Here is a 21689-nt window from a genome sequence, read left to right as displayed (position 1 = left end):
CGTCGATGGCGGAATGCCATTGGAACCGCTAATTCTAACGGATCCGGGCGGCAGTTTATAGCGAGTTGGTCAGTTTTTGTGGCGATCGGGAAGGATGCCGGGGATTGGAGAGCCCAATCCCCGAGTTGTGTTCAATTTCGCCTCAGCGCGGCCAAAGGTGCTGGATCAGCAGTTGCACATTGCGGTTGCCGCGAAACTCGTTGACGTCGAGTTTGTAGGCCAGTTCCACTTCGCGCACGCTGCTGTCCGGCCACAGCGTGGTGTCCACGTTGAACGCGATGCCGTCGAGCAACGGGCCGCCGCCAAGCGGTTCCACCATCAGCTTCAGGTGTTTCTCACCCACCAGCCGCTGCTGCAGGATGCGGAACTTGCCGTCGAAGGTCGGTTCCGGGAACGCCTGGCCCCACGGGCCGCCCTCGCGCAGCAGCTCCGCCGTCGTCAACGACAGCTCCTGCATCGCCAGTTCGCCATCGGACCAGATCACCCCTTCCAACATCGCCGGATCGAGCCATTCGCCCACCAGCTCGCCGAAACGCTGGCGGAACTCGTCGAATTTGGCCTCTTCCAGCGACAGCCCGGCCGCCATCGCGTGGCCGCCGAACTTCATCATCAGCCCGGGGTTCAGCATATCCAGCCGCTCCAGCGCGTCGCGCATGTGCAAGCCGGGCACCGAACGGCCGGAGCCTTTCAGGATGCCGTCGCCCGCCGGCGCGAAAGCGATCACCGGACGGTGGAAACGCTCTTTGATGCGCGAAGCGAGGATGCCCACCACGCCCTGATGCCATTCCGGATGATACATCGCCAGCCCGTAAGGCAGCTCGGTGCTGGTGCGCTCCAGCTGATCGCACAGCTGCAGGGCTTCCACCTGCATGCCCTGCTCTATCTCGCGTCGCGTCTGGTTCAGCGCATCGAGATCGTTGGCCAGCATGCGCGCCTGCGCGATGTCGTCGCTCAGCAGCAGCGCCACACCGATCGACATGTCGTCCAGCCTGCCGGCGGCGTTGAGCCGCGGGCCGAGGGCGAAACCGAGATCGTTGGCCGCCAGTTGGCGGGCGTCGCGGTTGGCCACTTCGAGCAGCGCGCGGATGCCCGGTCGGCATTTGCCGGCACGGATGCGGTTTAATCCCTGATACACCAGAATGCGGTTGTTGGCGTCCAGCGGCACCACGTCGGCCACGGTGCCGAGCGCCACCAGATCCAGCAGTTCCGCCAGATTCGGCATCGCCAGCGCGCGCTGCTCGAACCAGCCGCTGTCCCGCAGCCGGGCGCGCAGCGCCAGCATCAGGTAGAACGCCACGCCTACCCCCGCCAGCGATTTGGACGGGAAGGCGCAGCCGCGCAGGTTGGGGTTAACGATCGCTTCAGCCGCCGGCAGGGTCTCGCCCGGCAGGTGGTGATCGGTCACCAGCACCTGCATGCCTTTGGCGTGCGCCACGTCGACGCCGGCGTGGGAGGAGATGCCGTTATCGACGGTAACAATGAGTTCTGCACCGCGCGCCGCCGCCTGCTCCACCACTTCGGGGCTCAGGCCGTAACCGTCTTCGAAACGGTTAGGCACCAGATAATCGACGGCTGCGCCGCCCATGCTGCGCAGCGCCAGCACCGTCAGCGCGGTGCTGGTGGCGCCGTCGGCGTCGAAATCGCCCACCACCATGATGCGGCGACCGTCGGCCAGCGCTTGCTGCAACAGGCTGACGGCGTCGTCGATGCCGTCCAGCTGTTGCCAGGGCAGCATGCCTTTGACGCCGCGCTCCAGCTCTTGCTCAGCCTGCACGCCGCGCAGGGCGTAAAGCCGGCGCAGAAGCGGCGGCAAACTGGCGGGCAGATGCGTGTCGTCCGCCGCCGGGCGGCGGCGTAGTTGCGTTTTGATACTCACCGGCGATTAACCACCGGCTTTGGTAGCGGCCTGATGCGCGTCCAGCATGGCGGCCATCTCTTTCGGCCCCTGATAGCCCGGGATCATCATGCCGTTTTCCAGGATGATGGCCGGCGTGCCCTGAATGCCGAACTGCACGCCCAGCTCGTAATGCTTGCTGATGTCGGTTTTGCAGGTCGCCGGAGAAACGGCGTCGCCCTTCATGGCGGCGTCGAACGCCTTGGCCTTGTCGGCGGTGCACCAGATCGACTGCATGTCTTTTTCAGCCTGGGAAGCCAGCCCCTGGCGCGGGAACGCCAGGTAACGCACGGTAATGCCCAGATCGTTGTACTCTTTCATCTGCTGATGCAGTTTGTGACAGTAACCGCAGGTGATATCGGTGAACACGGTGATCACGTGTTTCTCTTTCGGCGCTTTGTAAACGATCATCTGATCTTTCAGCGCTTCCATCTTGGTGCTCAGCAGTTGGTTGGTCACGTTGACCGGCTCTTTGCCGCTGACGTCGAATAGCGGGCCCTGCAGGATGTGCTTGCCGTCTTCGGAGGCGTACAGCACGCCGCTGTCGGTCAGCACGGTTTTCAGGCCGTTGACCGGCGAAGGCTGCACGTCCGCCTGCTGAATGCCCAGGCTGGCGAGCGCTTTTTTGATCGCCGCGTCATCGGCATGGGCGGCGCCGGCCACCGAAGCCACCAGCAGAGAGAGCAGCATTAAACCTTTTTTCATTGTTCCAATCCTTTCGAACCCGCCGCTCAGGCGCGCGGGTGATGCTGTTGATGTAGCTGTTTCAGTCGTTCGGTCGCTACATGAGTATAAATTTGCGTGGTCGAGAGATCGCTGTGGCCTAACAACATCTGTACGACACGGAGATCGGCCCCATGGTTCAGCAAATGGGTGGCGAACGCGTGCCGCAACACGTGCGGCGACAGACGCTCGCTGTCGATGCCCGCAAGGATGGCATAGTGTTTGATGCGATGCCAGAACGTCTGTCGGGTCATTTGCTGACACCGGTTGCTGGGGAACAGCACATCCAGCGTCTGGCCGTTGACCAGCCACGGGCGCCCGTGCTCCAGATAATTTTCGATCCAGTAGACCGCTTCTTCGCCCAGCGGCACCAGCCGCTCCTTGTTGCCCTTGCCGATCACCCGCACCACGCCCTGACGCAGGCTGACGTCGCTGATGTTCAACCCCACCAGCTCAGAGACCCGCAGCCCGGTCGCGTACAACACCTCGAGCATCGCCTTGTCGCGCAGCTCCAGCGGCTGATCGACGCAGGGCGCCTGCAGCAGCGCATCGACCTGCGCCTCGCTCAGATCTTTCGGCAAACGCTGCGGCAACTTGGGAGACGCCAGCTGCGCGGTGGGATCGTCGGCGCGCAGCTTCTCGCGGTACAGATATTGAAACAGGCGCCTCATGGCACTCAACAAACGCGCGGAGCTGGTGGCCTTGTAGCCGCCGTCCACCCGCTCGGCGAGAAACGCCTGCAGATCCAAGGCCTGCGCCTGCAGCAAGTCGGTGTTTTGCTGGCCAAGCCAGGCGCTCAGGGCCTGCAAATCCAGCCGGTAGGAGGCCAGCGTATTTTCCGCCAGATTGCGCTCAAGCCACAGCGCATCCAGGAATTGTTCAATCAGCGCATTGTCTTGCTGTTGCACGCGGTCCTCTCTTCGTTGCATTTCCACCCGCGCCATTATGCCTTAAGCCGACGCAAATCAGGTATACTCGCTGCAATTCTCTAAACAGCAACGTAACGGTTTACACATGAAGATTGGTCTGTTTTACGGCTCCAGCACCTGCTACACCGAGATGGCGGCAGAAAAAATCCGTGAGATTCTGGGTGAAGACCTGGTCGACCTGCACAACCTGAAAGACGTCTCGCCCAAGCTGATGGAGGACTATTCCATTCTCATCCTCGGCATCCCGACCTGGGATTTCGGCGAACTGCAGGAAGACTGGGAAGCGATCTGGCCGCAGCTGCCGGCGCTGGATCTGAAAGGCAAAATCGTCGCCATGTACGGCATGGGCGATCAGCTCGGTTACGGCGAGTGGTTCCTCGACGCGCTGGGTATGCTGCACGATCACATCGCGCCGCTGGGCGTGCAGTTCATCGGCTTCTGGCCAACTGAGGGCTTCGAGTTCACCAGCCCCAAACCGCTGAGCGCCGACGGCAAACACTTCGTCGGCCTGGCGCTCGATGAGGTCAACCAATACGATCTGAGCGAAGAGCGCCTGCAGCAATGGTGCGAACAGATCCTGTTGGAAATGGAGCCGCTGCTGTAGCCGCTATCGGGCGCGTAGCGCGCCCGATCCCCCTCGCTTATTTCCACAGACGGAAGCGTGGCTCGTCTTCCGCAGCTGGCGTTTCCTTGGTCAAACGCGCCGGATCAGCCACCTGATACCAGTCCAGTTTGCGCGTCAACAGCATAATGCCCGCCAGAATGGCGAACAGCAGCCCTGCTCCCAGCACCAACGCATTGTCCTCCGACTGCAACAGCAAATAGAGCACGCCGTACAACAGCAATAGGCTCGCGGCGAACAGCGCACCGCGCAGCTTGCCGCGCAGTACGGCGCTCAGATAAAAGCCGATCAGTCCGCTGCAGGCGATGCTGGCAGCTAGGTAAGCGAGAGCGAATCCCAGGTGTTCGGAGAAGGCCAGCAGAATCAGGTAGAACAATACCAGCGCCGCGCCGACCAACAGATATTGAATCGGGTGCACCCGCAGCCCGGTCAGGGTTTCGAACAGGAAAAATGCCATAAACGTCAGCCCGATAAACAGCAGCGCGTATTTGACCGCGCGCTCGGTCAGCTGATAATGATCGACCGGTTCGACCAGGCTGGCGCTGAAGGCCGGCAGCTTGTCCTCGTCGATAATGCCATCGTCGTAATAGAACGCACTGTTGATGTTGTTGGCAAACCAGGTGCTGCGCCAGCGAGCGCTAAACCCCTGCTCCGTCACCTTGCGTTCGTCCGGCAGAAAGTTGCCGAGGAAATTCGGATGCGGCCAGTTGCTTTGCAGCTGCAGCTCGCTGCTGCGCCCCAGCGGCACCAGCGACAGGCTGCTGGTGCCCGCCAACGTCAGGGTGAAGTCGGCGTTCAGCCCCTCTTTTTGTTGCAGCATCGCCAGCGTCAGCGGGGCGTGGATCCCCTGGCGCAACGCTCCCACGCCGGTGCCCGGCTCAAACGCCACCGGCTGCGGCATTACCAGCGGGGAAATGCTCTTGATGCCGCGAGAGTCACTCAGCGCCACCAGCAGGAACGGCTGGCCGACGGTCACGTTGGCGCGTTGCAAATCCGTCAGCTCCGGCTGGCCGAAACGCACCTTGAAACTCAGCGGCCCCTGGTAAACCTGCGTTTGATAAATACCCAGTTTGCGCACCTCTACTTTCGGCGCCCCCTGCACCTGAAGCGACTCAGGCAGCAAATAGCGGTAATGCTGCACCCGCTGCACTACCGTTTGCCCTTTCTCGTCTTTCTTCTCTTCGCGTTCGACATAGGGAATGACAATCAACGGGCCAAGCACGCGCTGCGCCCCGCTGGTGCTTTCGCTCACCTGCCCGACCACGCTTTGCCGATAGCCGCTGCGCTCGTCGATCACGCTCATCAGTTGGGCGATGGGGATCAACATCACCACCATCAATCCCAGCAGCGTGGTTATTTTCCAGAAAAGTACCGATTTCATCATGCTCGCTCCTCGTAGGTTATGAGGCCACGATAAAATCCGCAGGTGAAATCAGAATGTGGTTATGTGAAGGGAAGGTGAAGTTACAGCGATAACATGAAAGTCGCTTCCACCCCGTGCGGCCGGCGGTTGCACAGGTGAATGCCGCCATGATGCAGACGGGCGACCTCCTGCACGAAGTTCAGCCCCAGCCCGCTGCTTTTCGGCCGTTCGGCGCGCGGCAGCGAATAAAAACGCTCGAACACCTTATCGAGCGCATAGTCCGGAATGCCGCTGCCGTCATCGCAAACGCTGATGCAGTAATGCTGTTCCCGCCGTTCGCCTCGCACGCTGACGCAACCGCCCGGCGGAGTAAAGTCGATCGCATTGTCCAGCAGGTTGGTCAGCGCCTGGCTGATCAGCAACGCATCGCCGTTCAGCGTCACCTCCGCCAACGCCTCCAGTTGCAATCTGACGCCGCGCTGCGTCGCCTGCGCCTCTTTGCCCGCCATCGTCTGGCTGACCAGCGCCGCGATCGCGATGGGCGCGGTCTCCATGTCTGGCCGACTCTCCAGCCGCGCCTGCACCAGCAGTTTGTCCACCAGTTGCTGGATGCGTGCGCTTTGCTGCTCGATGTTGGTGAGAAAACGCCGGGCGGTCTCCGGCGGCGGCAGTTCCTGCAACAGCTCCGCCGCGCCCCTGATCGCCGCCAGCGGGCTTTTCAGCTCATGCGTCAGGGTATGTGCATACTGTTCGATATAAGCTTTGCCTTCCAGCTTCAGCCGCATGCTCTCCAACGCCTGCGCCAGCTGCGTCAATTCCCGGCCGCCCACTTTGGGCAGCGGCGCGATTTCCCCTTGCGCCACCCCGTCGGCATAACGCACCAGCCGGCCTATCGAACGGTTGATCCACCAGACGAATACCGCGCCGATCAGCAGCGCAATCCCCAGCAGCAACGCGCCGGCCCACAGAATGCGCCGTTCGCTGCGTTTGATCACCGGCGCCATGGTGCTGTTGGGTTTGCCCACGGTGAGCACGCCGATAATACGCCCTTGTTCTATCACCGGCGCGGCCACATACATCACCGAACTGTTTTCATCTTCTGGATCGCTGCGGGTACTGCGAGCGCCGTACTCACCGCGTAGCGTCCGATAAACGTCATTCCAGCGCGAATAGTCCTGCCCCTGCGCGCGGCCGGCAGAATCGAAGATAACCCGCCCCTGGGCATCGGTAAGATAGACGTGGTATTCGCTGCGATCCTTGCGGATGCCGGAGATATTGGCGCCGATCGGCCGCTGGTTCAGCTGCGTGAACGCCTGCGCCAGTTGGCCATGCGCCGCATCGCCGCGCTGCATGTCCTGACGGGCGATCTGCGCCAGCAGGTTGGCGGTGTCCACCAGCGTGCCTTCGGTAGCGCGCCGCACGCCGGGCTTCACTTCCTGGACGAAAATGCTCAGCACGAAGTACCCGGCCACCGCCACGATCAGAAAATATCCCAGCAGCAGGCGCAGGCCAATTTTCATGGCTGGCGGCTCACGCTGTAGCCCAATCCGCGGTGGGTGTGGATCGGCGGCTCACCGGGCTCAACCGCACGCAGCTTGGCGCGCAGCGTTTTAATGTGGGTATCGACGGTGCGATCCAGGCTTTCTTCCGCCTGCGCCCAAACGCTTTCCATCAGTTGCTGCCGCGAGAACACCCGTCCCGGCGCCAACAGCAGCGTCTTCAGCAGCAGGTATTCGTAACGGGTCAGCGGCAGCGGCCGCTGATGGTAGGAGATGGTGGCCGCGTCTTCATCGAGCGTGAAAGCACCGAAATGGTAGCGCGCACTCTGTTGCAGACGCTGCTGCTTATGCAGGCGGCGCAAAATGGTGCGCACCCGGGCGCTGACCTCACGAGGGGAGAACGGCTTGGCGACATAGTCGTCGGCGCCGATCTCCAGCCCGATCAGGCGATCCACTTCATCACTGCGGGCGGTAAGAAACAGAATCGGCAGGTCAGCCGCCTGAGCCAGTAGGCGGCGACACAATTCAAAGCCGTTGATATCCGGCAAACCGACATCGAGGATAGCGAGCACGGGCGCGCCTTGCGCCAGCGCCTGCAACGCCGGTTCCGCACGTTCGAACCAGCGTACTTCGAAGCCTTCGCTCTCCAGCGTGTAAACCAGCGTATCGGCAATGCTGGGTTCATCCTCCACCAACCAGAGTACGGGTTTCATCAGGCCTCCTCGCCGTCACCCGCCGGCGGATACAGCAACAGCTGCCGCAGGTGGCGCCACTCCTCTTTGCTCATGCAGTCGGAAGCCAGCCACAGCCGGCGGCGCTTTTTGCCCTCCGTCGGCTGCAGCGTCAGCAGCAGGCCGTAGCCCGGCATCCAGGGCTTTTTCGCCAGCTGCCATTCTCGGCCGTGCCAGCTGAAACGCCTGTCCGCCAGCAGCCGCAGTTCACCCTGCACCGCAGCGATGCGCTTCTGGCTGCGAATGCACTGAAACACCACCAGCGTCAGCAACACCAGCCAGAGCGGACCAAAGCCTTCCGGCCAGGGCGAAATCAGGATCAGCAGGATCAGGACGCCGTGGGTCAACAGAGAGAACAGCTGGGTGCGCCAGGAAATGCGGATATCACATCGCCACTGGGCCACGATCTTTATTTCGCGTTTGGATCAGGGTCACCATTCTTTGCAGCTCGCTGTCCTGCGGCGCGCCATGATTCATCAGCCAGTTGAACAAATCGGGATCGTCGCACTCGAGCAGACGGATGAACAGCGCCTTGTCCGCGTCATTCAGGCTGTCGTATTCGTATTCGAAGAACGGCATGATGGAGATGTCCAGCTCGCGCATGCCACGACGGCAAGCCCAGTGAATACGTGCTTTGTTGTTAATATCCATGTTGTTATGACTCACCTCTTTTCAGCGCGGCAGCGCCAGCGCAGGGTTCAAATGACACACTGTATGGCAACGCCGTCGCAATATAATTCCATCAACCGGGGATCTGTCTGCAAGGGTACCCAGGCCGCAAGCCTATAGAGTAACAATTTGACATACACGCCGGGAAGGCGCTTTGCTGCGGAAAACGTAATAAAGCGCAAAATGCCAAAAAAAGCGCACCCCGGCCCCACGGCGCGAATAACAGTTTGCAAAGCCCGCCGCCTCTTTTACCATGGGTTCAATACCCTTCAGGTAAGCTAAACGTTGAGCAGGAACTTACTATGGCGCATAACATTCCATTCCCACCCCGTCAGCCCTCCGCTTCCACCCATCTGCCCCTGACGCTGATCTCGCTGGAAGATTGGGCGCTGGTGACGCTGAACGGGCCGGACGCGGTGAAATATCTCCAGGGCCAGGTGACGGCGGACATCGACGCGCTGGCGGCCGATCAACACGTGCTGTGCGCCCACTGCGACGCCAAGGGCAAAATGTGGAGCAACCTGCGTCTGTTCCACCGTGGCGAAGGCTTCGCCTATCTGGAGCGCCGCAGCGTGCTGGACAGCCAACTGGCTGAAATCAAAAAATATGCGGTGTTTTCCAAAGTCACCATCGCCGCCGATAATGACGCGGTATTGCTGGGGGTCGCCGGTTTCCAGGCGCGCGCCGCGCTGGCGGGCCTGTTCGCCACGCTGCCGAGTGCCGAGCACCCGGTGGTGCAGGAAGGCGAAACCACGCTGCTGCACTTCGCTGCGCCGGCGGAACGTTTTCTGCTGGTGACCCGCCCCGCCGTGGCCGAACAGCTGATCGGCAAACTGCATGATCAGGCGGAACTGAATGACAGCAGCCAGTGGCTGGCGCTGGAGATCGAAGCCGGTTATCCGATTATCGACGCCGCCAACAGCGCGCAGCTGATCCCGCAGGCCACCAACCTGCAGGCGCTGGAAGGCATCAGCTTCAGCAAGGGCTGCTATACCGGCCAGGAGATGGTGGCGCGCGCCAAATTCCGCGGCGCAAACAAACGCGCGCTCTACTGGCTGGAAGGTAAAGCCGCTCGCGCCCCGCAGGCGGCGGAAGATCTGGAGCTGCAGCTGGGTGAAAACTGGCGCCGCACCGGCACTGTACTGGCGTCGAGCCAATTGGCCGACGGCACGCTGTGGGTGCAGGTGGTGATGAACAACGATTTGGACGCCGACAGCAAGCTGCGGGTGCGCGACGATGCCGCCAGCCAGTTGGCGATCAAACCCTTGCCCTACTCGCTGGCCGAAGAGAAATAATCCGTCGGCCGCAGGCGCCCTGCCTGCGGCCATCTTCGTTACTCGTCCAACTCCCCGTCGCGCTGCACCAGATAAATCAGCACCAAAATGATGGTAATGAAGAAACGAAAGGCATCGGGAACGCCGTTCCATTGCTTCGACATCCACATGCCGAACCACTCGCCGCCTATCGACATGAAACCGACCTGCCAGGTGAGGAAGCCCAGCGTCAGGCCGACCACCGCCAGCTTTTTGCGGCCGTTAAAGGCCCTGGCGGGCAGTTTCAGGCCGCCCAACAGTCGCAGGCCGCCGATCCAGCACAGCAGCGCGGTCAGGCTTTCCAGCGCGATGATGAAAATATAACCGGCGTGATGCAGCCACGGTGTCTGTATCGAGCGATAGCCGATGGTGGCGTCGGGGAAAATCGTGTCCATCATAAAGACATGGCGCACGAAGGCGAAGTTGGAGCCGTAGTCGGTGATGTTGCCGAAGGCGACCAGCGAAGCGAACAAAGCGATAGCGCAGACCAGCAGCGCTTTGGATAAGCGAACGATCATCTTGGTGAGTCCTGAACAGAGGTTAAAGAAACGGTATGCGGGCTCAGAAATGAAGGAACGGGCTTGCTGGATACCCGAAAGAAGCAAGCGCCTCTTTTTTAAAACAAAAGAGGCGCCAGTTCAATACGCATTCAGACGTAGCGGCAACGCTTAGACGTACAGGTAGATCGCCATGAAATGGCAGGCGCTGCCGCCGAGCACGAAGCCGTGCCAGATGGCGTGGCCAAAGCGAATGCGCTTGGAAGCGTAGAAAATCACGCCCAGGGTATAGACCACCCCGCCGATCGCCAGCAGCGTGACGCCGCCGGCCTCCAGCCGCGTGACCAACTGATAAATCACGATCAGCGACAGCCAGCCCATCGTCAGGTAGGTCACCAACGACAGGGCTTCAAAACGGTGGGCGAAGGCCAGTTTGAACAGCACGCCGAGCAGCGCCAACCCCCAGATTACCGCCATCAATCCCTTCGCCAGCGGCGAATCCAGCCCCACCAGCAAAAACGGTGTGTAAGTGCCGGCAATCAGGAGATAAATGGCGCAGTGATCGAACTTTTTCAGCCAATGCTTGGCCTTCTGGTGCGGAATCGCATGGTACAGCGTGGAAGCGAGAAACAGCAGAATCATACTGCCGCCGTACAGGCTGTAACTGGTGATGGCCGTCGCATCGGCGCCGGTATTCACCGCCTGCACCAACAGCAACACCAGGCCGACGATGCCGAACACCAGCCCGATGCCGTGGCTGATGCTGTTGGCGATCTCTTCCGCCCACGGATAAGCCGCGGCGACAATCTTATTGGTCCCGGCTTTCACTACGTCCGTTTTCCCCATAACGCGCAACCCCTCAAAATGCCCTGCTTTGTTCGAAATTAACGCAAAGCAGCTTAACTGAGAATAATTCCAGTGTACACGTGTACGCTAAAATAAAAATGTGAACGCGTGTAACCATCGAAATCCCCTGCCCGGTGGTCTACAATCGTCAGGCTTCAACCCACCCACCTTGAGGTTTACACCATGTCATCCGCTGTACCCGCGTTAGATTTCGGTTCAATGACCCAGGCCATCCAGTTCCTGATGGAAATCGATAAGTTGAAAGGCGTGCAACGCCGCACCAAAGTGCTGGGCACCCAGCGCCAGGAAAACTCCGCCGAACACAGTTGGCACTTCGCCATCGCCGCCATGAGCCTGGCCCCGTACGCCGGTGATGACGTAGACATTCAGCGCGTGATCCAGATGGCGCTGCTGCATGACATCGTGGAAATCGACGCCGGTGACGTACTGGTCTACGATCTGGCCGCCCGCGCGGCGATCCACGATCAGGAAGTGGCGGCGGCACGTCGTCTGTTCGGCATGCTGCCGCAGACACAGCGCGAGTATTTCACCGCTTTATGGCAGGAGTATGAAGATGGCGAAAGCGCCGATGCCCGCTTCGCCTTGCTGCTGGATCGCACCATGCCGATGCTGATGAACCTGCACAACGAAGGCCAGAGCTGGGTGGAAAACGGCATCAGCCTGGAACAGGTACTGTCGCGCAATGCGGCGATCGCCGACGTGCACCCCGAGCTGTGGCGCCACCTGGAGCAACATCTGCGGGACGCGCAGCGCAAAGGCTGGTTGAAATAAGGGAACCGGGCTGCCGCCTCCGCGCCGCAGCCCGTTATCGTCACGCGAACGTCCGTTGGCGTTCCAACGCCTCCTCATAGCTCGGCATCGACCCCGCCGCACCGGCGCGCTCCACGCAGACCGCCGCATAGGCGGCGGCAAAGCGCACCGCCTCGGCTAACGGCACCTGATTCGCCAGTTGCGCCGCCAAGGCGCCGTTAAACGCATCGCCCGCGCCGGTGGTGTCTTTCGGCTGTGCCGGAAACGCCGGGATCAGCTCGCTGTTTTCCCCGTCCGAGAACAACGCCCCCTGCGTGCCCAACGTCACGATCAGCAAACGAATGCCCTTGGCGTGCAACACCTGCGCTGCCTGGCGCGCCGAAGCCACATCGCGCACCGGCACGCCGGTCAGCAACGTGCACTCGGTGGCGTTGGGCGTCAGCAGATCGACCTGCGCCAACAGGCTGTCCGGCACCGGCTGAAACGGCGCCGGGTTGAGTATGATGAACGTTTGCGCTTCGCGGGCAATGGCGATCACCTGCTCGATCGCCGGCAGGTTGTTCTCCAATTGAGTCAGCAGAATATCCGCCGCGGCGATCGCCGGCCGGCACTGACGCACCTCGTCTTCGCTGACCGTCAGGTTGGCGCCGGGATCGACGGCGATCATGTTTTCCGCATCCTCGCCGGCAACGTAGATAAGCGCATTGCCGGTGGGGCAATCGCCGGTAGAGAACAGCGTCACCGCATCGAAACCGGCGGCGGCGAGGTGGCGCCGGGCGAACGTGCCGAAGTCGTCGCGCCCCACCTTGCCGATATAATGCACCCGCGCTCCGGCGCGCAGCGCGGCGGTCGCCTGGTTGGCGCCCTTGCCGCCCGCGCCCATCATGCTGTTACGGGCGATCAGCGATTCGCCGGGCTGCGGAAAGCGCGCCATGCCGGCGACGATATCCAGGTTGAACGAACCGAACACGCAGACTTTGCCTTTCATTGCTGGTACTCCCTGCTCAATTGGAGGTGGCGCCGGGCGGCCAGACAGGCGCCTTTGCTGCCGGTTTCATCGCTGAGGCGGCTGACGGAGATCGTCAGCCCCTGCGCCGGCTGCGGCGCGCGCAGATGACGGCGGATCTCTTGCTCCAGCCGCGCCAGCGGAAAACCGCGCATGGCGATCACGCCGCCGCCCAGGATCAGGCGCTGGGGGTCGATCACGTTCATTTCGACGGCGATGGTCTGCGCCAATCGCTCGACGAAGCGCTGCAGATCAGGATGATCGCCGTGGCGTTCGAACAACCGGTCGAACGGCGTTTGCGCCGCGTTGGCGCGCGCCCAGCCAGTTAGCCAGTGACCGGACGTCAGACTCTCGACGCAGCCCCGTTTACCGCACGGGCATTCGCCCTGATGGCCCGGCCAGGGAATGTGCCCCAGCTCGCCGGCGGCGCCGTGCGCGCCGTGGTAAAAATCGCCGTTCAGCCACAGGCTGTTGCCCATGCCGGTGCCCAGATACAGCCCGACCGCCACCTGCGGCAACGCCGGCAGCTGCTGCAGATCCCACCACAGCAGATGATTGACGTCCTTGTCCATTCGCACCGGCAGCGCCAGCAAATCGGCCAACAGCGCCGCCACCGGCTGAGTGTCCAGCGCCGGGATAAACGGCAGCGACAGCACCCGCGAGCGATCGCGGCTGAGGATCCCCGGCAGCCCCAGCATCACCTGCGCCACCTGACGATCTTGGCAATGCCCGGCGATCAGCCGGCCCAACGCCGCCAGCGGATCGGCCTGCCGCGCCCAGTCGGCGGTCGCTATCTTGCGGTAACCGCTGAATTCACCTTCATCATCCATCAACAGCAGGCGGGTATTGGTGCCGCCGACGTCAACGCCAAGAAAATACCGCATCATGTCCCCCGCCTCAGGCCGCCTGCCGCATCTGATCCAGCATTTTTTCCCATGCCGTCTCCAGATCCGGATCGAGATTGAACAGCCCGGAGCTGCCGACGATCAACACTTCTGCACCGGCACCCATCAGATCGCGGTAAGTGCGCTGGTTGCAGGATCCGTCGATCTCGATCAGATAGCGCAGATTTTGTTGGCTTTTCAGATCGCGCAATTGGCGGATCTTTTCCAGCATCTCGGGAATGAACGGCTGCCCGGCATAGCCCGGATCGACGGTCATGACGGTGACCTTGTCCAGCAGGTGAAGGTAGTGGCGAATAAACTCCACCGGCGTGGCCGGGTTCAGCACCACCCCCACTTTTTTGCCCAGCGCGCGGATTTGATTGATCACCCGAAACGCGTCGCGGTTGATGGTTTCAGCGTGCGGGCAGATAAAGTCCGCGCCGGCGCGGGCGATTGGCTCGATAAAGTCGGTCGGGTTCTCCACCATCAGATGCACATCCAGCAACAACGAAGTGTGCGGGCGGATCTGTTCGATAAAGAACGGCGACAGCGTGATGTTTTTAACGTAATGCCCGTCCATGATGTCGATATGCAGCATATCGGCGCGGCGGTTCAGCACCGCCAATTGCTGGCGGATATCCATCAGGTTCATGCACATCAGTGAAGGCGAAATCTGGTATTTCATTAGCGTTATCCTGCGCAAAAGGGAAAAGGATCAGTGGCCCGCCGCGGTTCTGGCCTGGGCCGCGCTGCGGCGCATCGCCCGCCGCTGCCGATAGCGATGCCGGAAAAACTTCAGCGCCAGCACCGCGATCAGCACGGCGCCCCACATCGCCAGACTGAAATGCGGGCTGACGTTCATCAGATTCAAACCGGTCGCGATCACCTGTAGCACGATCAGCGCCAGCACCACGCCGCTGACCCGGCCAAAACCGCCGAACGGATCGGTGCCGCCCAGAATGATCGCCAGCACCGTGAGCAGCAGGTAAGAGTCGCCGTAGCCCATGCGCGCCGAGTTGAAGCGCGCCATCATCACCAGCCCGGCAATGACGCACAGCAGGCTGGAGAGGGTGTAAATGGCGATCAGCACCCGATGGGTATTCACGCCGCTGAAGTGGGTGGCGTTGATGTTGCTGCCGCTCATGTAGATGCATTTGCCGAGCCGGGTTTTCTGCAGGAACAGCGCCAGCAAGGCGGCGACCGCCAGGAAGATCCACAGTGGCACCGGCACGCCCAGCACGCTCTCGGCGCCGATAAACCGCACGATCTCCGGCATGCCGCTCAGGGCTGCGCCGCGCGTCAGGTAGATGCCGATGCCGTTGACCGTGGTCATGGTGGCCAGCGTCACCAAAATCGGGTGCGCGCCGACGTAGGCCACCAGTGCGCCGGTCGCCGCGCCGATAAGCCCGGCCAGCAGCATCGCCGCCGCCAGCGCCAAGGCCAGCCACAGCGCCTGCAAGCCCAGCCCGGCGTCCGCCGGCAGGTAGCTGATGAACAGCCAGGCCATCAGCAGGCTGGTCAGGTTGGCGCTGGCGATAATGCACAGGTTCAGGCCGCCGCTGAGGATCGGAATGAACATCGCCAGCGTCAGCAGGCCCAGCTCCGGCAGCTGGAAGGCCACGCTGGTGAAGGTGGCGCCGCTGAAGAAGCGCCCCGGCATCAGCAGGCTGAAGGCGAGCACCACCGCCAGCAGCAAGGCCAGCAAACCGACGGCGGCCCCGTCCGGACGAAATTTCAGGTTGTTGCCCATCAAGCGCTCCTCAGGCGAAACCAACGTCGGTTTCTTTGCGTTTCTTGTAGTGAGTGACGGTGATCGCCGCGACGATCACCAGACCGATCACCACGTTCATGAAGTAGCTGGACACGCCGATCAGGTTAAGGCCGTTTTTCAGCACGCCGATCAGGAACACGCCCATCAGCGTACCGACAACGCTGCCCTTGCCGCCGTTCAGGCTGGCGCCACCCAGCACCGCCGCCGCCAGCACGTCGAGCTCGCCGCCCACCAGCGCGTTGGGCACCACTTCCCCCATGCGATACACCTGCACCAGGCCGCCGATCGCCGCCATCGCGCCCAGATAGCCATAGGCGAACAGATGCAGCAGACCGACGCGGATGCCGATGCGCCGCGCCGACTCCGCATCCCCGCCCACGGCAAACAGCTGGCGCCCGAGGTGCGTTTTGTTCAGCAGCAGCCAGGTCAGCAGCGCCACCGCCAGCATCACCAGCGTCGGCAAACCGAGCTGATAGCTCTGCTCACCCAGTTGGAACGGCAGCACGCTGCGCGGCAGCGTCCACCAGTCCGGCAATGCGTACAGGCTGCGGCCGTTGGTCAGCCACATCAGCATGCCGAACAACAACGCCTGCATGCTGATGGTGACGATGATCGAGACGATGCGCAGGCAGTAGATCAACAGCGCGTTGACCATGCCGAGCGCGGCGCCGATCGCCAACGCCAGCAAAATACTGCCCGTCGGGCTGGCCAGGCCGTAATGCGTCGCCAGCGTGGCGATCAGGTACTGCACCACCGAGGCGACTGCGGCGAAGGAAATGTCGATGCCGCCGGTCACCAGCACCACGAACAGGCCGAGAGCGAATATGCCGCTCACCGCGTAGCTTTCGCTGAGATCGAGCAGGTTTTGCACCGTCAAAAACTGATCGCTGAGCAGCGAAAAGACGATGACCGTCAGCAGCAGCACCCAGGCCAGGTAGCCTTCGTTGCCGCGCGGTTTCAGACTGAATCTACGCATTAACCGCCTCCGCCAGCTGCTGCTGGCTCACCTGCTCCGGCAGGTACTCGCCGATCACGCTGCCGCCGCTGAAGTGCAGCACCCGATCGCAGTTGTAATACACCTCGGGCACCTCGTCGGAGATCAGCAGAATCGCGATCCCCTCCTGCGCCAGCAGATGGATCAGTTGGTAGATGCTGGCCTTGGCGCCGACGTCGACACCGACGGTCGGCGAGTCGAGGATCAGGATCCGCGGTTGGGTCAGCACCCACTTGGCCAGCACGATCTTTTGCTGATTACCGCCGGACAGCGTCGAAACCGCCTGATCCGGATCCGCCACCCGCACGCCGAGTTTGGCGATCCACTCCGCGACGATGCGATTCTTGCGGTAATCGTCGATCAGGCGAAAACGCCCGCGCAGCTTATCGAGAATGGTCAGCACCGCGTTGTCCGCCACCGACTGTTGCTGCACCAGCCCCAGCGTCAGGCGATCCTCCGAGACATAACCGATGCCGGCCCTGATCGCGTCCTCATGGCCGCGAAAGCGCACCGGTTTGCTGTCAAGGTAAAGCTTGCCGCTGTCCGGCCGGGTCATGCCGAACAGGCTCAGCGCCAGCTCGGTGCGCCCGGAGCCGAGCAGTCCGCACAGCCCGAGCACCTCGCCCTGATGCAGGCGGAAGCTGACATCGTGATACTGCCCGGCGCGGCTGAGACGATCCGCCTCCAGCATCACCCGATCCTTATTCATGCTCGGTGACTTCAGGCGATAGTCCAGCGTCAGGCCGGTCATCAATTCGGTCAGGCGATCGCCGGTGATCTCCGCCGCCGGCCAGGTGCCGATCTTGTTGCCGTCGCGGATCACCGTGACGCGATCGGAGATCTCCAGCACCTCGTCCAGCCGGTGGCTGACGAACACCACGCAGATGCCCTGCGCTTTCAAATAATCCACCGTGCGCAGCAGCTGATTGACCTCGGTGCGGGTCAGCGAGGCGGTCGGTTCATCCATGATCACCAGCCGTGCCTGCGCCACCAGCGCGCGGCAAATCGCCACCTGCTGGCGCTGGGCGATCGGCAGTTCCGCTACCGGTTTGTCGAGATCGAGATTGAAATTCAGCTCCTGCAGCAGGCGCTCGGCGGTGCGCCGCAGCCTCGCCGGGCGGTGCCATCCCAATAGCCCGTGCAGGTTGTGCTCAAAGGCGATGTTTTCCGCCACCGTCAGGTTGGGAAACAGCGACAGATCCTGATAGATCACCTGAATGCCGAAGGCGCGCGCCTGATCCGGCGATAGCCGGCCGAAGGTTTGCCCATCGAAGGTAATGCGGCTGCCGTCATCCGGTTGATACACGCCGGCGATCGCCTTGATCAACGTACTCTTGCCGCAGCCATTGGTGCCGGCCAGGCAGTGCACCTCCCCCGGCATCAGCGCCAATGAAATATCGTTCAGCGCGCGCTGCCCGCCGAAGGTCATCGACAGCTGTTGCAGTTCGATAAGCGGCGCGCCCCTCGTTGCCGTATTGCCGGAAATCGCCATGATTACAGCCCCATCTTCACCAGCTTCGGCAGGTTTTGCTTATCCAGGCTTTCGGTGGCATTGCCGAGAATGGTGTGCTGCTGCGCATCCACCTGCACCTTGCCCATGCCTTCGATGGTCATGCCATCGGTGATTTTTTCGCCCTTGTGCATCATGTCGGCGATGCGCACGAACACTTCGCCCGCCACCATCGGGTTCCAGATATAACCGCCCTTGATGGCGCCGCGATTGACCAGCGAAGCGCCCTGCCCTGGGCTGAACGGCCCGATGACGCAGATATCGTTGCTTTTGCCGCGGTTGAGCACCGCGCGCCCGGCGCCGATCGGCCCCTGCGAACCGAACGCCAGCACGCCTTTCAGATCGGGATATTTGGCCATCAGATCGTTGGTGGTGCGCACGCTGTCATCCAGCGATTCCCCCACGCCGAACTTGTCGCCCACCAGCTGCATGTTCGGGTAGTGCTGCTTCTGGTAATTGATGGCCGAGTCCGACCAGGTGATGTGCAGCGGCACCGTCAGGCTGCCGACGTATACCGCGTACTTGCCCTGCTCTTTCATGCAGGCGGCCAGCGCTTTCATGTGGTTGACCCCGTGCTGCGAGGCGTCCACCAGCTCAAAATCCCAGTCGGCGTACTTCTGGCCGGGGGACTCGTGCACGATCACCTTGATGCCCGCCTCCTGCGCGCGCTTGAGCACCGGCTCCAGCACCCGGGCGTCGTTCGGCACCACGCCGATGATGTCCACCTTCTGCGCGATCAGATCCTCGATGGCGCGCACCTGCAGCGCAGGATCCGCCGCCGTCGGCCCGACCATCCAGGCGTCGATGCCGCGTTTGGCGCTCTCGCTTTTGATGCCGGCCTCCATGGCGTTGAACCAGGGAATGCCGCCGATCTTCACCACCACGCCCATTTTCAGCTTGTCCGCCGCCTGCGCGGAGACCGACAGCAGCAGCGAGGCAAACAGACCGACCAGTACGGATTTTTTCATTGTTCTCTCTCCACAAGTGTTGGCTGTAATAAAAGGTTTTCGTTGTTGTTATCGCGCCGCCCTTTTCGCGGCGGGTGAAACTTCAATCACATCGACGTTGTTCCAGGCCAATTCCTGACGAAACTCGTCATCGCCAAGCCTGTCGGTGATCAGCGTATCTATTTCCCGGTAATGGCAAATGCGGGCGAACGAGCGGCGGCCGAACTTGTTGCTGTCCACCAGCAGGAACTTGCGCTCCGAGGCCAGCAGCATCTGTTGCTTCAGCCGCGCATGGTGCTCATTGCTCTCGCGGATGCCGCCGTCCTGGCAAATGCCGTGGCAGGAGAAAAACAGCTTGTTGATCACGAACTCTTTCAGCATCTGCTCCGCCAGCACGCCGATAAAATCCTCGTACTTGGCGGAATACTCGCCCCCCAGCCCGATGGTGCGCACGTTGGCCTTGCAGGCCAGCGTCTGGATGATGTGCAGCGAGTTGGTCAGCACCACCAGCGAGATATCCGGCAGCTGGCGCGCCAAAAACCAGCTGGTGGAGCTGCTGTCCAGCAGCAGGCAATCCCCGGGCGCGATAAACTCCAGCGCGCGTTTGGCGATGCGCGTCTTCTGCTCCGGCGACTCATTGCTGCGCTGGCGGAAGGACTCCCCCTGATCTATCTCGGCGGGCACATAGGTTTTTTCCACCGCCGGCGGCTCGACGAAGACCGCGCCGCCGTGGCTGCGCAGCAGCAGGCCGCGCCGTTCCAGCAGGGCCAGATCACGCCGCGCCGTCTCGATAGAGATGTGGCACAGCTGCGCCACCTCCTGCACCATCACGCGGCCGCGCTGGCTCAAGACTTCGGTAATAAAGCGATGACGTTCTACAGGCAGCATGTTTCTTTTCTCCTCCACGACGATGATTACGATATCGATTTGCCGCGCCGCGTTTTGCGCGCAGACGCAAAGCGCATCGCCCCGCGATCGGTCAACGATCGCGCTGTGATAGTTGTCAAAAAAATCGGGAAGGAAATGAAATGAATAATTACGAAAGTGTGGAGTAACAGACAGTTATGATGCGCGACCGCCTGAGACAGACAGGAGAGAAACGGTAAACGGTCACAATTCCACGTTCCGCGGCATGACCGTTAATGACCGTTTGTGTGGTTTTGACCGAGCGCCGCAAGGAGACAGCCGGCGTTGATAACGCATTACCTGAAAAAACAGCAAAAAAAATCCGGTGAGAATCTCACCGGATCGTTAGCCGCCTGACACACATTATTCCTCGTGCTCATGCTCTTTCAACATTGCCTCACGCAACACGGCGTTCAGGCGTTTCTGATAGCCTTTGCCTGGTCGCTGAAGCCAAGCCAACACATCCGCATCGATTCGGATGGTTTTTGATACTTTCATCGGCTTATAAAAACGCCCCTGAACCGCAGTCTGCCACGTTTCTTCCCCCAGCGCCGGCGCATCGGCATAATCGATTCCCTCGTCCGGCAACGCACTCAGTGAAGCAATTTGCGCTTTCTGCTCCTCCGTCAACGGCGGGAGTACGCTATGGGCCAGATTTTTGGCGGAATTTTTGCGCTTCATATCTTCCCCTCTCTTTGGCATCCGTTTCGATCGTCGTATGTGCCACCAGCAACAGCAAACAGGATCCGACCATACCGATCGTTTGCCAACGTTCTTCTCCATCCTCGATCCTTTCCAGCACAGCCAAATGGTTGGGATCCAGAAAAACCCGTTGCGCTATCTCAAAACTGACACGGTGTTTGCGCTGGTTACTGTGATTTTTATCCTGATTCCATTCAAAATAAAAATACATTTTTGTAACTACATTTTGGTTGTTATTTAATCAAAATACATCACCTCCGAAGGGATGTCAAAATTCTCCGGATGCGTTCAACGCCCGCCTGCGGCCTCGATAAAGGTGCCGGTCACGTAAGACGCGGCGTCAGACAGCAACCAGGCGATCGCCTCCGCCACTTCCTGCGGCTGGCCGCCGCGCTGCATCGGCAAACTGCTCTTCACGCGATCCACCCGGCCGGGTTCGCCGCCGCTGGCGTGCATCTCGGTATAGATGAATCCGGGCCGCACGCCGTTGACGCGGATGCCCTGCGCCGCCACCTCGCGCGATAACCCGATGGTCAGGGTATCGACGGCGCCTTTCGAGGCGGCGTAATCGACGTATTCCCCCGCGGCCCCCAACCGGGACGCCGCGGAGGAAACGTTGACGATAGCGCCGCCCTGCCCGCCATGGCGCCGCGCCATGCGCTTCACCGCCTCGCGGCAACACAAGAAATACCCGGTGACGTTGGTGCCGAGCACCTTATTGATGCGCTCGGCGGTCAACTGTTCAATGTTCGCCTGCCGGAACAGAATGCCGGCGTTGTTGACCAGCGCGCTGAGCGTGCCCAGCCCGGCATCCAGCGCGCTGAACATTGCCATCACCTGCGCTTCATCGGCCACGTCGGCCTGCAGCGCCAGCGCCTTGCCGCCCTGCGCCTCAATCTCCGCCACCACCTGCCGCGCCGCACTTTCGTCGCGCAGGTAATTCACGCCCACCGCATAGCCCTGCCGGGCCAGCAGCAAAGCGGTCGCGCGGCCAACTCCCCGGCTTGCGCCGGTCACCAATGCCACTTTCATCATCGTATTTTTTCTCTGGTTGGCGATGTCGACAACGGCCTGCGCACAGGCCTTCCGTTTGCCCGTCAGAGTATAGAGCG

General features: G+C 61.5%; 24 protein-coding genes. 3 read left to right on the top strand and 21 right to left on the bottom strand.

Going from position 1 to position 21689, the window contains the following annotated elements; translation table 11 throughout:
- Window positions 1-142: 142 nt before the first annotated feature.
- From recJ to xerD, 3 genes are read right to left on the bottom strand one after another with little or no spacing between them, the layout of a single operon-like run.
- On the bottom strand, window positions 143-1876 hold the full coding sequence (gene recJ, locus J0X03_RS03920; RefSeq protein WP_033639478.1) for a single-stranded-DNA-specific exonuclease RecJ: 1734 nt from the start codon (window positions 1874-1876) through the stop codon (window positions 143-145).
- Window positions 1877-1882: 6 nt separating this feature from the next.
- Window positions 1883-2599 (bottom strand): bifunctional protein-disulfide isomerase/oxidoreductase DsbC, encoded by a 717-nt coding sequence (gene dsbC, locus J0X03_RS03915; protein ID WP_042785306.1) that lies wholly within the window; start codon window positions 2597-2599, stop codon window positions 1883-1885.
- Window positions 2600-2625: 26 nt separating this feature from the next.
- Window positions 2626-3525 carry a site-specific tyrosine recombinase XerD gene (xerD, locus tag J0X03_RS03910; protein WP_160204740.1) on the bottom strand — a complete coding sequence of 300 codons (900 nt, stop codon included), beginning with the start codon at window positions 3523-3525 and terminating at the stop codon, window positions 2626-2628.
- A 106-nt stretch (window positions 3526-3631) separates the two neighbouring features.
- Between xerD and fldB the strand changes: the two genes are divergently transcribed.
- Window positions 3632-4150 carry a flavodoxin FldB gene (gene fldB, locus J0X03_RS03905; protein WP_033635825.1) on the top strand — a complete coding sequence of 173 codons (519 nt, stop codon included), beginning with the start codon at window positions 3632-3634 and terminating at the stop codon, window positions 4148-4150.
- Between the two features lie 37 nt (window positions 4151-4187).
- On the opposite strand, the gene creD is transcribed toward fldB, so the two are convergent.
- From creD to sdhE, 5 genes are all read right to left on the bottom strand, one after another.
- Window positions 4188-5552, bottom strand: a complete 1365-nt coding sequence (gene creD / locus J0X03_RS03900; RefSeq protein ID WP_047573801.1) for a cell envelope integrity protein CreD — start codon at window positions 5550-5552, stop codon at window positions 4188-4190.
- Between the two features lie 80 nt (window positions 5553-5632).
- Window positions 5633-7051: a two-component system sensor histidine kinase CreC gene (creC, locus tag J0X03_RS03895; RefSeq protein WP_160204551.1), complete on the bottom strand. Its 1419-nt coding sequence runs from the start codon at window positions 7049-7051 to the stop codon at window positions 5633-5635.
- Window positions 7048-7743, bottom strand: a complete 696-nt coding sequence (gene creB / locus J0X03_RS03890) for a two-component system response regulator CreB (RefSeq protein WP_047573795.1) — start codon at window positions 7741-7743, stop codon at window positions 7048-7050. The genes creC and creB overlap by 4 nt, the downstream gene beginning before the upstream one ends.
- Complete coding sequence (locus J0X03_RS03885; protein WP_160204552.1) at window positions 7743-8165, bottom strand: protein YgfX; 423 nt, start codon at window positions 8163-8165, stop codon at window positions 7743-7745. The genes creB and J0X03_RS03885 overlap by 1 nt, the downstream gene beginning before the upstream one ends.
- A complete protein-coding gene (sdhE, locus tag J0X03_RS03880; RefSeq protein WP_019455657.1) occupies window positions 8146-8412 on the bottom strand; it encodes an FAD assembly factor SdhE in 267 nt (88 codons plus the stop codon). Before sdhE ends, J0X03_RS03885 begins: the two co-directional genes overlap by 20 nt.
- A gap of 320 nt (window positions 8413-8732) precedes the next feature.
- On the opposite strand from sdhE, the gene ygfZ reads away from it, so the two are divergent.
- Window positions 8733-9725 (top strand): tRNA-modifying protein YgfZ, encoded by a 993-nt coding sequence (gene ygfZ / locus J0X03_RS03875; RefSeq protein ID WP_047573794.1) that lies wholly within the window; start codon window positions 8733-8735, stop codon window positions 9723-9725.
- A gap of 38 nt (window positions 9726-9763) precedes the next feature.
- On the opposite strand, the gene J0X03_RS03870 is transcribed toward ygfZ, so the two are convergent.
- Complete coding sequence (locus J0X03_RS03870) at window positions 9764-10261, bottom strand: DUF2165 family protein (RefSeq protein WP_033644774.1); 498 nt, start codon at window positions 10259-10261, stop codon at window positions 9764-9766.
- A 150-nt stretch (window positions 10262-10411) separates the two neighbouring features.
- On the bottom strand, window positions 10412-11086 hold the full coding sequence (trhA, locus tag J0X03_RS03865; RefSeq protein WP_033644772.1) for a PAQR family membrane homeostasis protein TrhA: 675 nt from the start codon (window positions 11084-11086) through the stop codon (window positions 10412-10414).
- A gap of 183 nt (window positions 11087-11269) precedes the next feature.
- Between trhA and J0X03_RS03860 the strand changes: the two genes are divergently transcribed.
- A complete protein-coding gene (locus tag J0X03_RS03860) occupies window positions 11270-11878 on the top strand; it encodes an HD domain-containing protein (protein ID WP_047573791.1) in 609 nt (202 codons plus the stop codon).
- 40 nt (window positions 11879-11918) lie between these two features.
- Here the strand turns inward: J0X03_RS03860 and rbsK are convergent, their stop codons facing one another.
- From rbsK to J0X03_RS03805, 11 genes are all read right to left on the bottom strand, one after another.
- Entirely contained in the window at window positions 11919-12845 is a 927-nt protein-coding gene (gene rbsK / locus J0X03_RS03855; protein WP_033644768.1) for a ribokinase, read from the bottom strand.
- Window positions 12842-13750, bottom strand: a complete 909-nt coding sequence (gene alsK, locus J0X03_RS03850) for an allose kinase (protein WP_046687754.1) — start codon at window positions 13748-13750, stop codon at window positions 12842-12844. The genes rbsK and alsK overlap by 4 nt, the downstream gene beginning before the upstream one ends.
- Before the next feature lie 10 nt (window positions 13751-13760).
- A complete protein-coding gene (gene alsE, locus J0X03_RS03845; RefSeq protein WP_033644765.1) occupies window positions 13761-14432 on the bottom strand; it encodes a D-allulose 6-phosphate 3-epimerase in 672 nt (223 codons plus the stop codon).
- A gap of 30 nt (window positions 14433-14462) precedes the next feature.
- Window positions 14463-15497 (bottom strand): ABC transporter permease, encoded by a 1035-nt coding sequence (locus tag J0X03_RS03840; protein WP_033652172.1) that lies wholly within the window; start codon window positions 15495-15497, stop codon window positions 14463-14465.
- Between the two features lie 10 nt (window positions 15498-15507).
- Window positions 15508-16494 (bottom strand): ABC transporter permease, encoded by a 987-nt coding sequence (locus J0X03_RS03835; RefSeq protein ID WP_033652174.1) that lies wholly within the window; start codon window positions 16492-16494, stop codon window positions 15508-15510.
- Window positions 16487-18004 carry a sugar ABC transporter ATP-binding protein gene (locus J0X03_RS03830; RefSeq protein ID WP_033644760.1) on the bottom strand — a complete coding sequence of 506 codons (1518 nt, stop codon included), beginning with the start codon at window positions 18002-18004 and terminating at the stop codon, window positions 16487-16489. The genes J0X03_RS03835 and J0X03_RS03830 overlap by 8 nt, the downstream gene beginning before the upstream one ends.
- 2 nt (window positions 18005-18006) lie before the next feature.
- Entirely contained in the window at window positions 18007-18990 is a 984-nt protein-coding gene (locus J0X03_RS03825) for a substrate-binding domain-containing protein (RefSeq protein ID WP_025304134.1), read from the bottom strand.
- 48 nt (window positions 18991-19038) lie between these two features.
- A complete protein-coding gene (locus J0X03_RS03820) occupies window positions 19039-19857 on the bottom strand; it encodes a DeoR/GlpR family DNA-binding transcription regulator (RefSeq protein ID WP_033644759.1) in 819 nt (272 codons plus the stop codon).
- A gap of 381 nt (window positions 19858-20238) precedes the next feature.
- Window positions 20239-20556: a BrnA antitoxin family protein gene (locus J0X03_RS03815; RefSeq protein ID WP_016929995.1), complete on the bottom strand. Its 318-nt coding sequence runs from the start codon at window positions 20554-20556 to the stop codon at window positions 20239-20241.
- Window positions 20519-20788 carry a BrnT family toxin gene (locus tag J0X03_RS03810; RefSeq protein WP_160204553.1) on the bottom strand — a complete coding sequence of 90 codons (270 nt, stop codon included), beginning with the start codon at window positions 20786-20788 and terminating at the stop codon, window positions 20519-20521. The genes J0X03_RS03815 and J0X03_RS03810 overlap by 38 nt, the downstream gene beginning before the upstream one ends.
- A 77-nt stretch (window positions 20789-20865) precedes the next feature.
- Window positions 20866-21609 (bottom strand): SDR family oxidoreductase, encoded by a 744-nt coding sequence (locus tag J0X03_RS03805; RefSeq protein ID WP_201750850.1) that lies wholly within the window; start codon window positions 21607-21609, stop codon window positions 20866-20868.
- Between the last annotated feature and the right edge of the window lie 80 nt (window positions 21610-21689).

Origin of the sequence: Serratia ureilytica, assembly GCF_017309605.1 — a bacterium.
In the GTDB taxonomy this organism is placed as follows: Bacteria; Pseudomonadota; Gammaproteobacteria; order Enterobacterales; family Enterobacteriaceae; genus Serratia; species Serratia ureilytica.
The sequence above is the reverse complement of the archived record's forward strand: the minus strand, read 5'-3'. Positions and strand labels throughout refer to the sequence as shown.

Coding starts and splice junctions, on each gene's coding strand:
- dsbC (WP_042785306.1), bottom strand. CDS start 2,599: ATGAAAAAAGGTTTAATGCTGCTCTCTCTGCTGGTGGCTTCGGTGGCC.
- fldB (WP_033635825.1), top strand. CDS start 3,632: ATGAAGATTGGTCTGTTTTACGGCTCCAGCACCTGCTACACCGAGATG.
- creD (WP_047573801.1), bottom strand. CDS start 5,552: ATGATGAAATCGGTACTTTTCTGGAAAATAACCACGCTGCTGGGATTG.
- creC (WP_160204551.1), bottom strand. CDS start 7,051: ATGAAAATTGGCCTGCGCCTGCTGCTGGGATATTTTCTGATCGTGGCG.
- creB (WP_047573795.1), bottom strand. CDS start 7,743: ATGAAACCCGTACTCTGGTTGGTGGAGGATGAACCCAGCATTGCCGAT.
- sdhE (WP_019455657.1), bottom strand. CDS start 8,412: ATGGATATTAACAACAAAGCACGTATTCACTGGGCTTGCCGTCGTGGC.
- ygfZ (WP_047573794.1), top strand. CDS start 8,733: ATGGCGCATAACATTCCATTCCCACCCCGTCAGCCCTCCGCTTCCACC.
- J0X03_RS03870 (WP_033644774.1), bottom strand. CDS start 10,261: ATGATCGTTCGCTTATCCAAAGCGCTGCTGGTCTGCGCTATCGCTTTG.
- trhA (WP_033644772.1), bottom strand. CDS start 11,086: ATGGGGAAAACGGACGTAGTGAAAGCCGGGACCAATAAGATTGTCGCC.
- J0X03_RS03860 (WP_047573791.1), top strand. CDS start 11,270: ATGTCATCCGCTGTACCCGCGTTAGATTTCGGTTCAATGACCCAGGCC.
- rbsK (WP_033644768.1), bottom strand. CDS start 12,845: ATGAAAGGCAAAGTCTGCGTGTTCGGTTCGTTCAACCTGGATATCGTC.
- alsK (WP_046687754.1), bottom strand. CDS start 13,750: ATGATGCGGTATTTTCTTGGCGTTGACGTCGGCGGCACCAATACCCGC.
- alsE (WP_033644765.1), bottom strand. CDS start 14,432: ATGAAATACCAGATTTCGCCTTCACTGATGTGCATGAACCTGATGGAT.
- J0X03_RS03840 (WP_033652172.1), bottom strand. CDS start 15,497: ATGGGCAACAACCTGAAATTTCGTCCGGACGGGGCCGCCGTCGGTTTG.
- J0X03_RS03835 (WP_033652174.1), bottom strand. CDS start 16,494: ATGCGTAGATTCAGTCTGAAACCGCGCGGCAACGAAGGCTACCTGGCC.
- J0X03_RS03830 (WP_033644760.1), bottom strand. CDS start 18,004: ATGGCGATTTCCGGCAATACGGCAACGAGGGGCGCGCCGCTTATCGAA.
- J0X03_RS03825 (WP_025304134.1), bottom strand. CDS start 18,990: ATGAAAAAATCCGTACTGGTCGGTCTGTTTGCCTCGCTGCTGCTGTCG.
- J0X03_RS03820 (WP_033644759.1), bottom strand. CDS start 19,857: ATGCTGCCTGTAGAACGTCATCGCTTTATTACCGAAGTCTTGAGCCAG.
- J0X03_RS03815 (WP_016929995.1), bottom strand. CDS start 20,556: ATGAAGCGCAAAAATTCCGCCAAAAATCTGGCCCATAGCGTACTCCCG.
- J0X03_RS03810 (WP_160204553.1), bottom strand. CDS start 20,788: ATGTATTTTTATTTTGAATGGAATCAGGATAAAAATCACAGTAACCAG.
- J0X03_RS03805 (WP_201750850.1), bottom strand. CDS start 21,609: ATGAAAGTGGCATTGGTGACCGGCGCAAGCCGGGGAGTTGGCCGCGCG.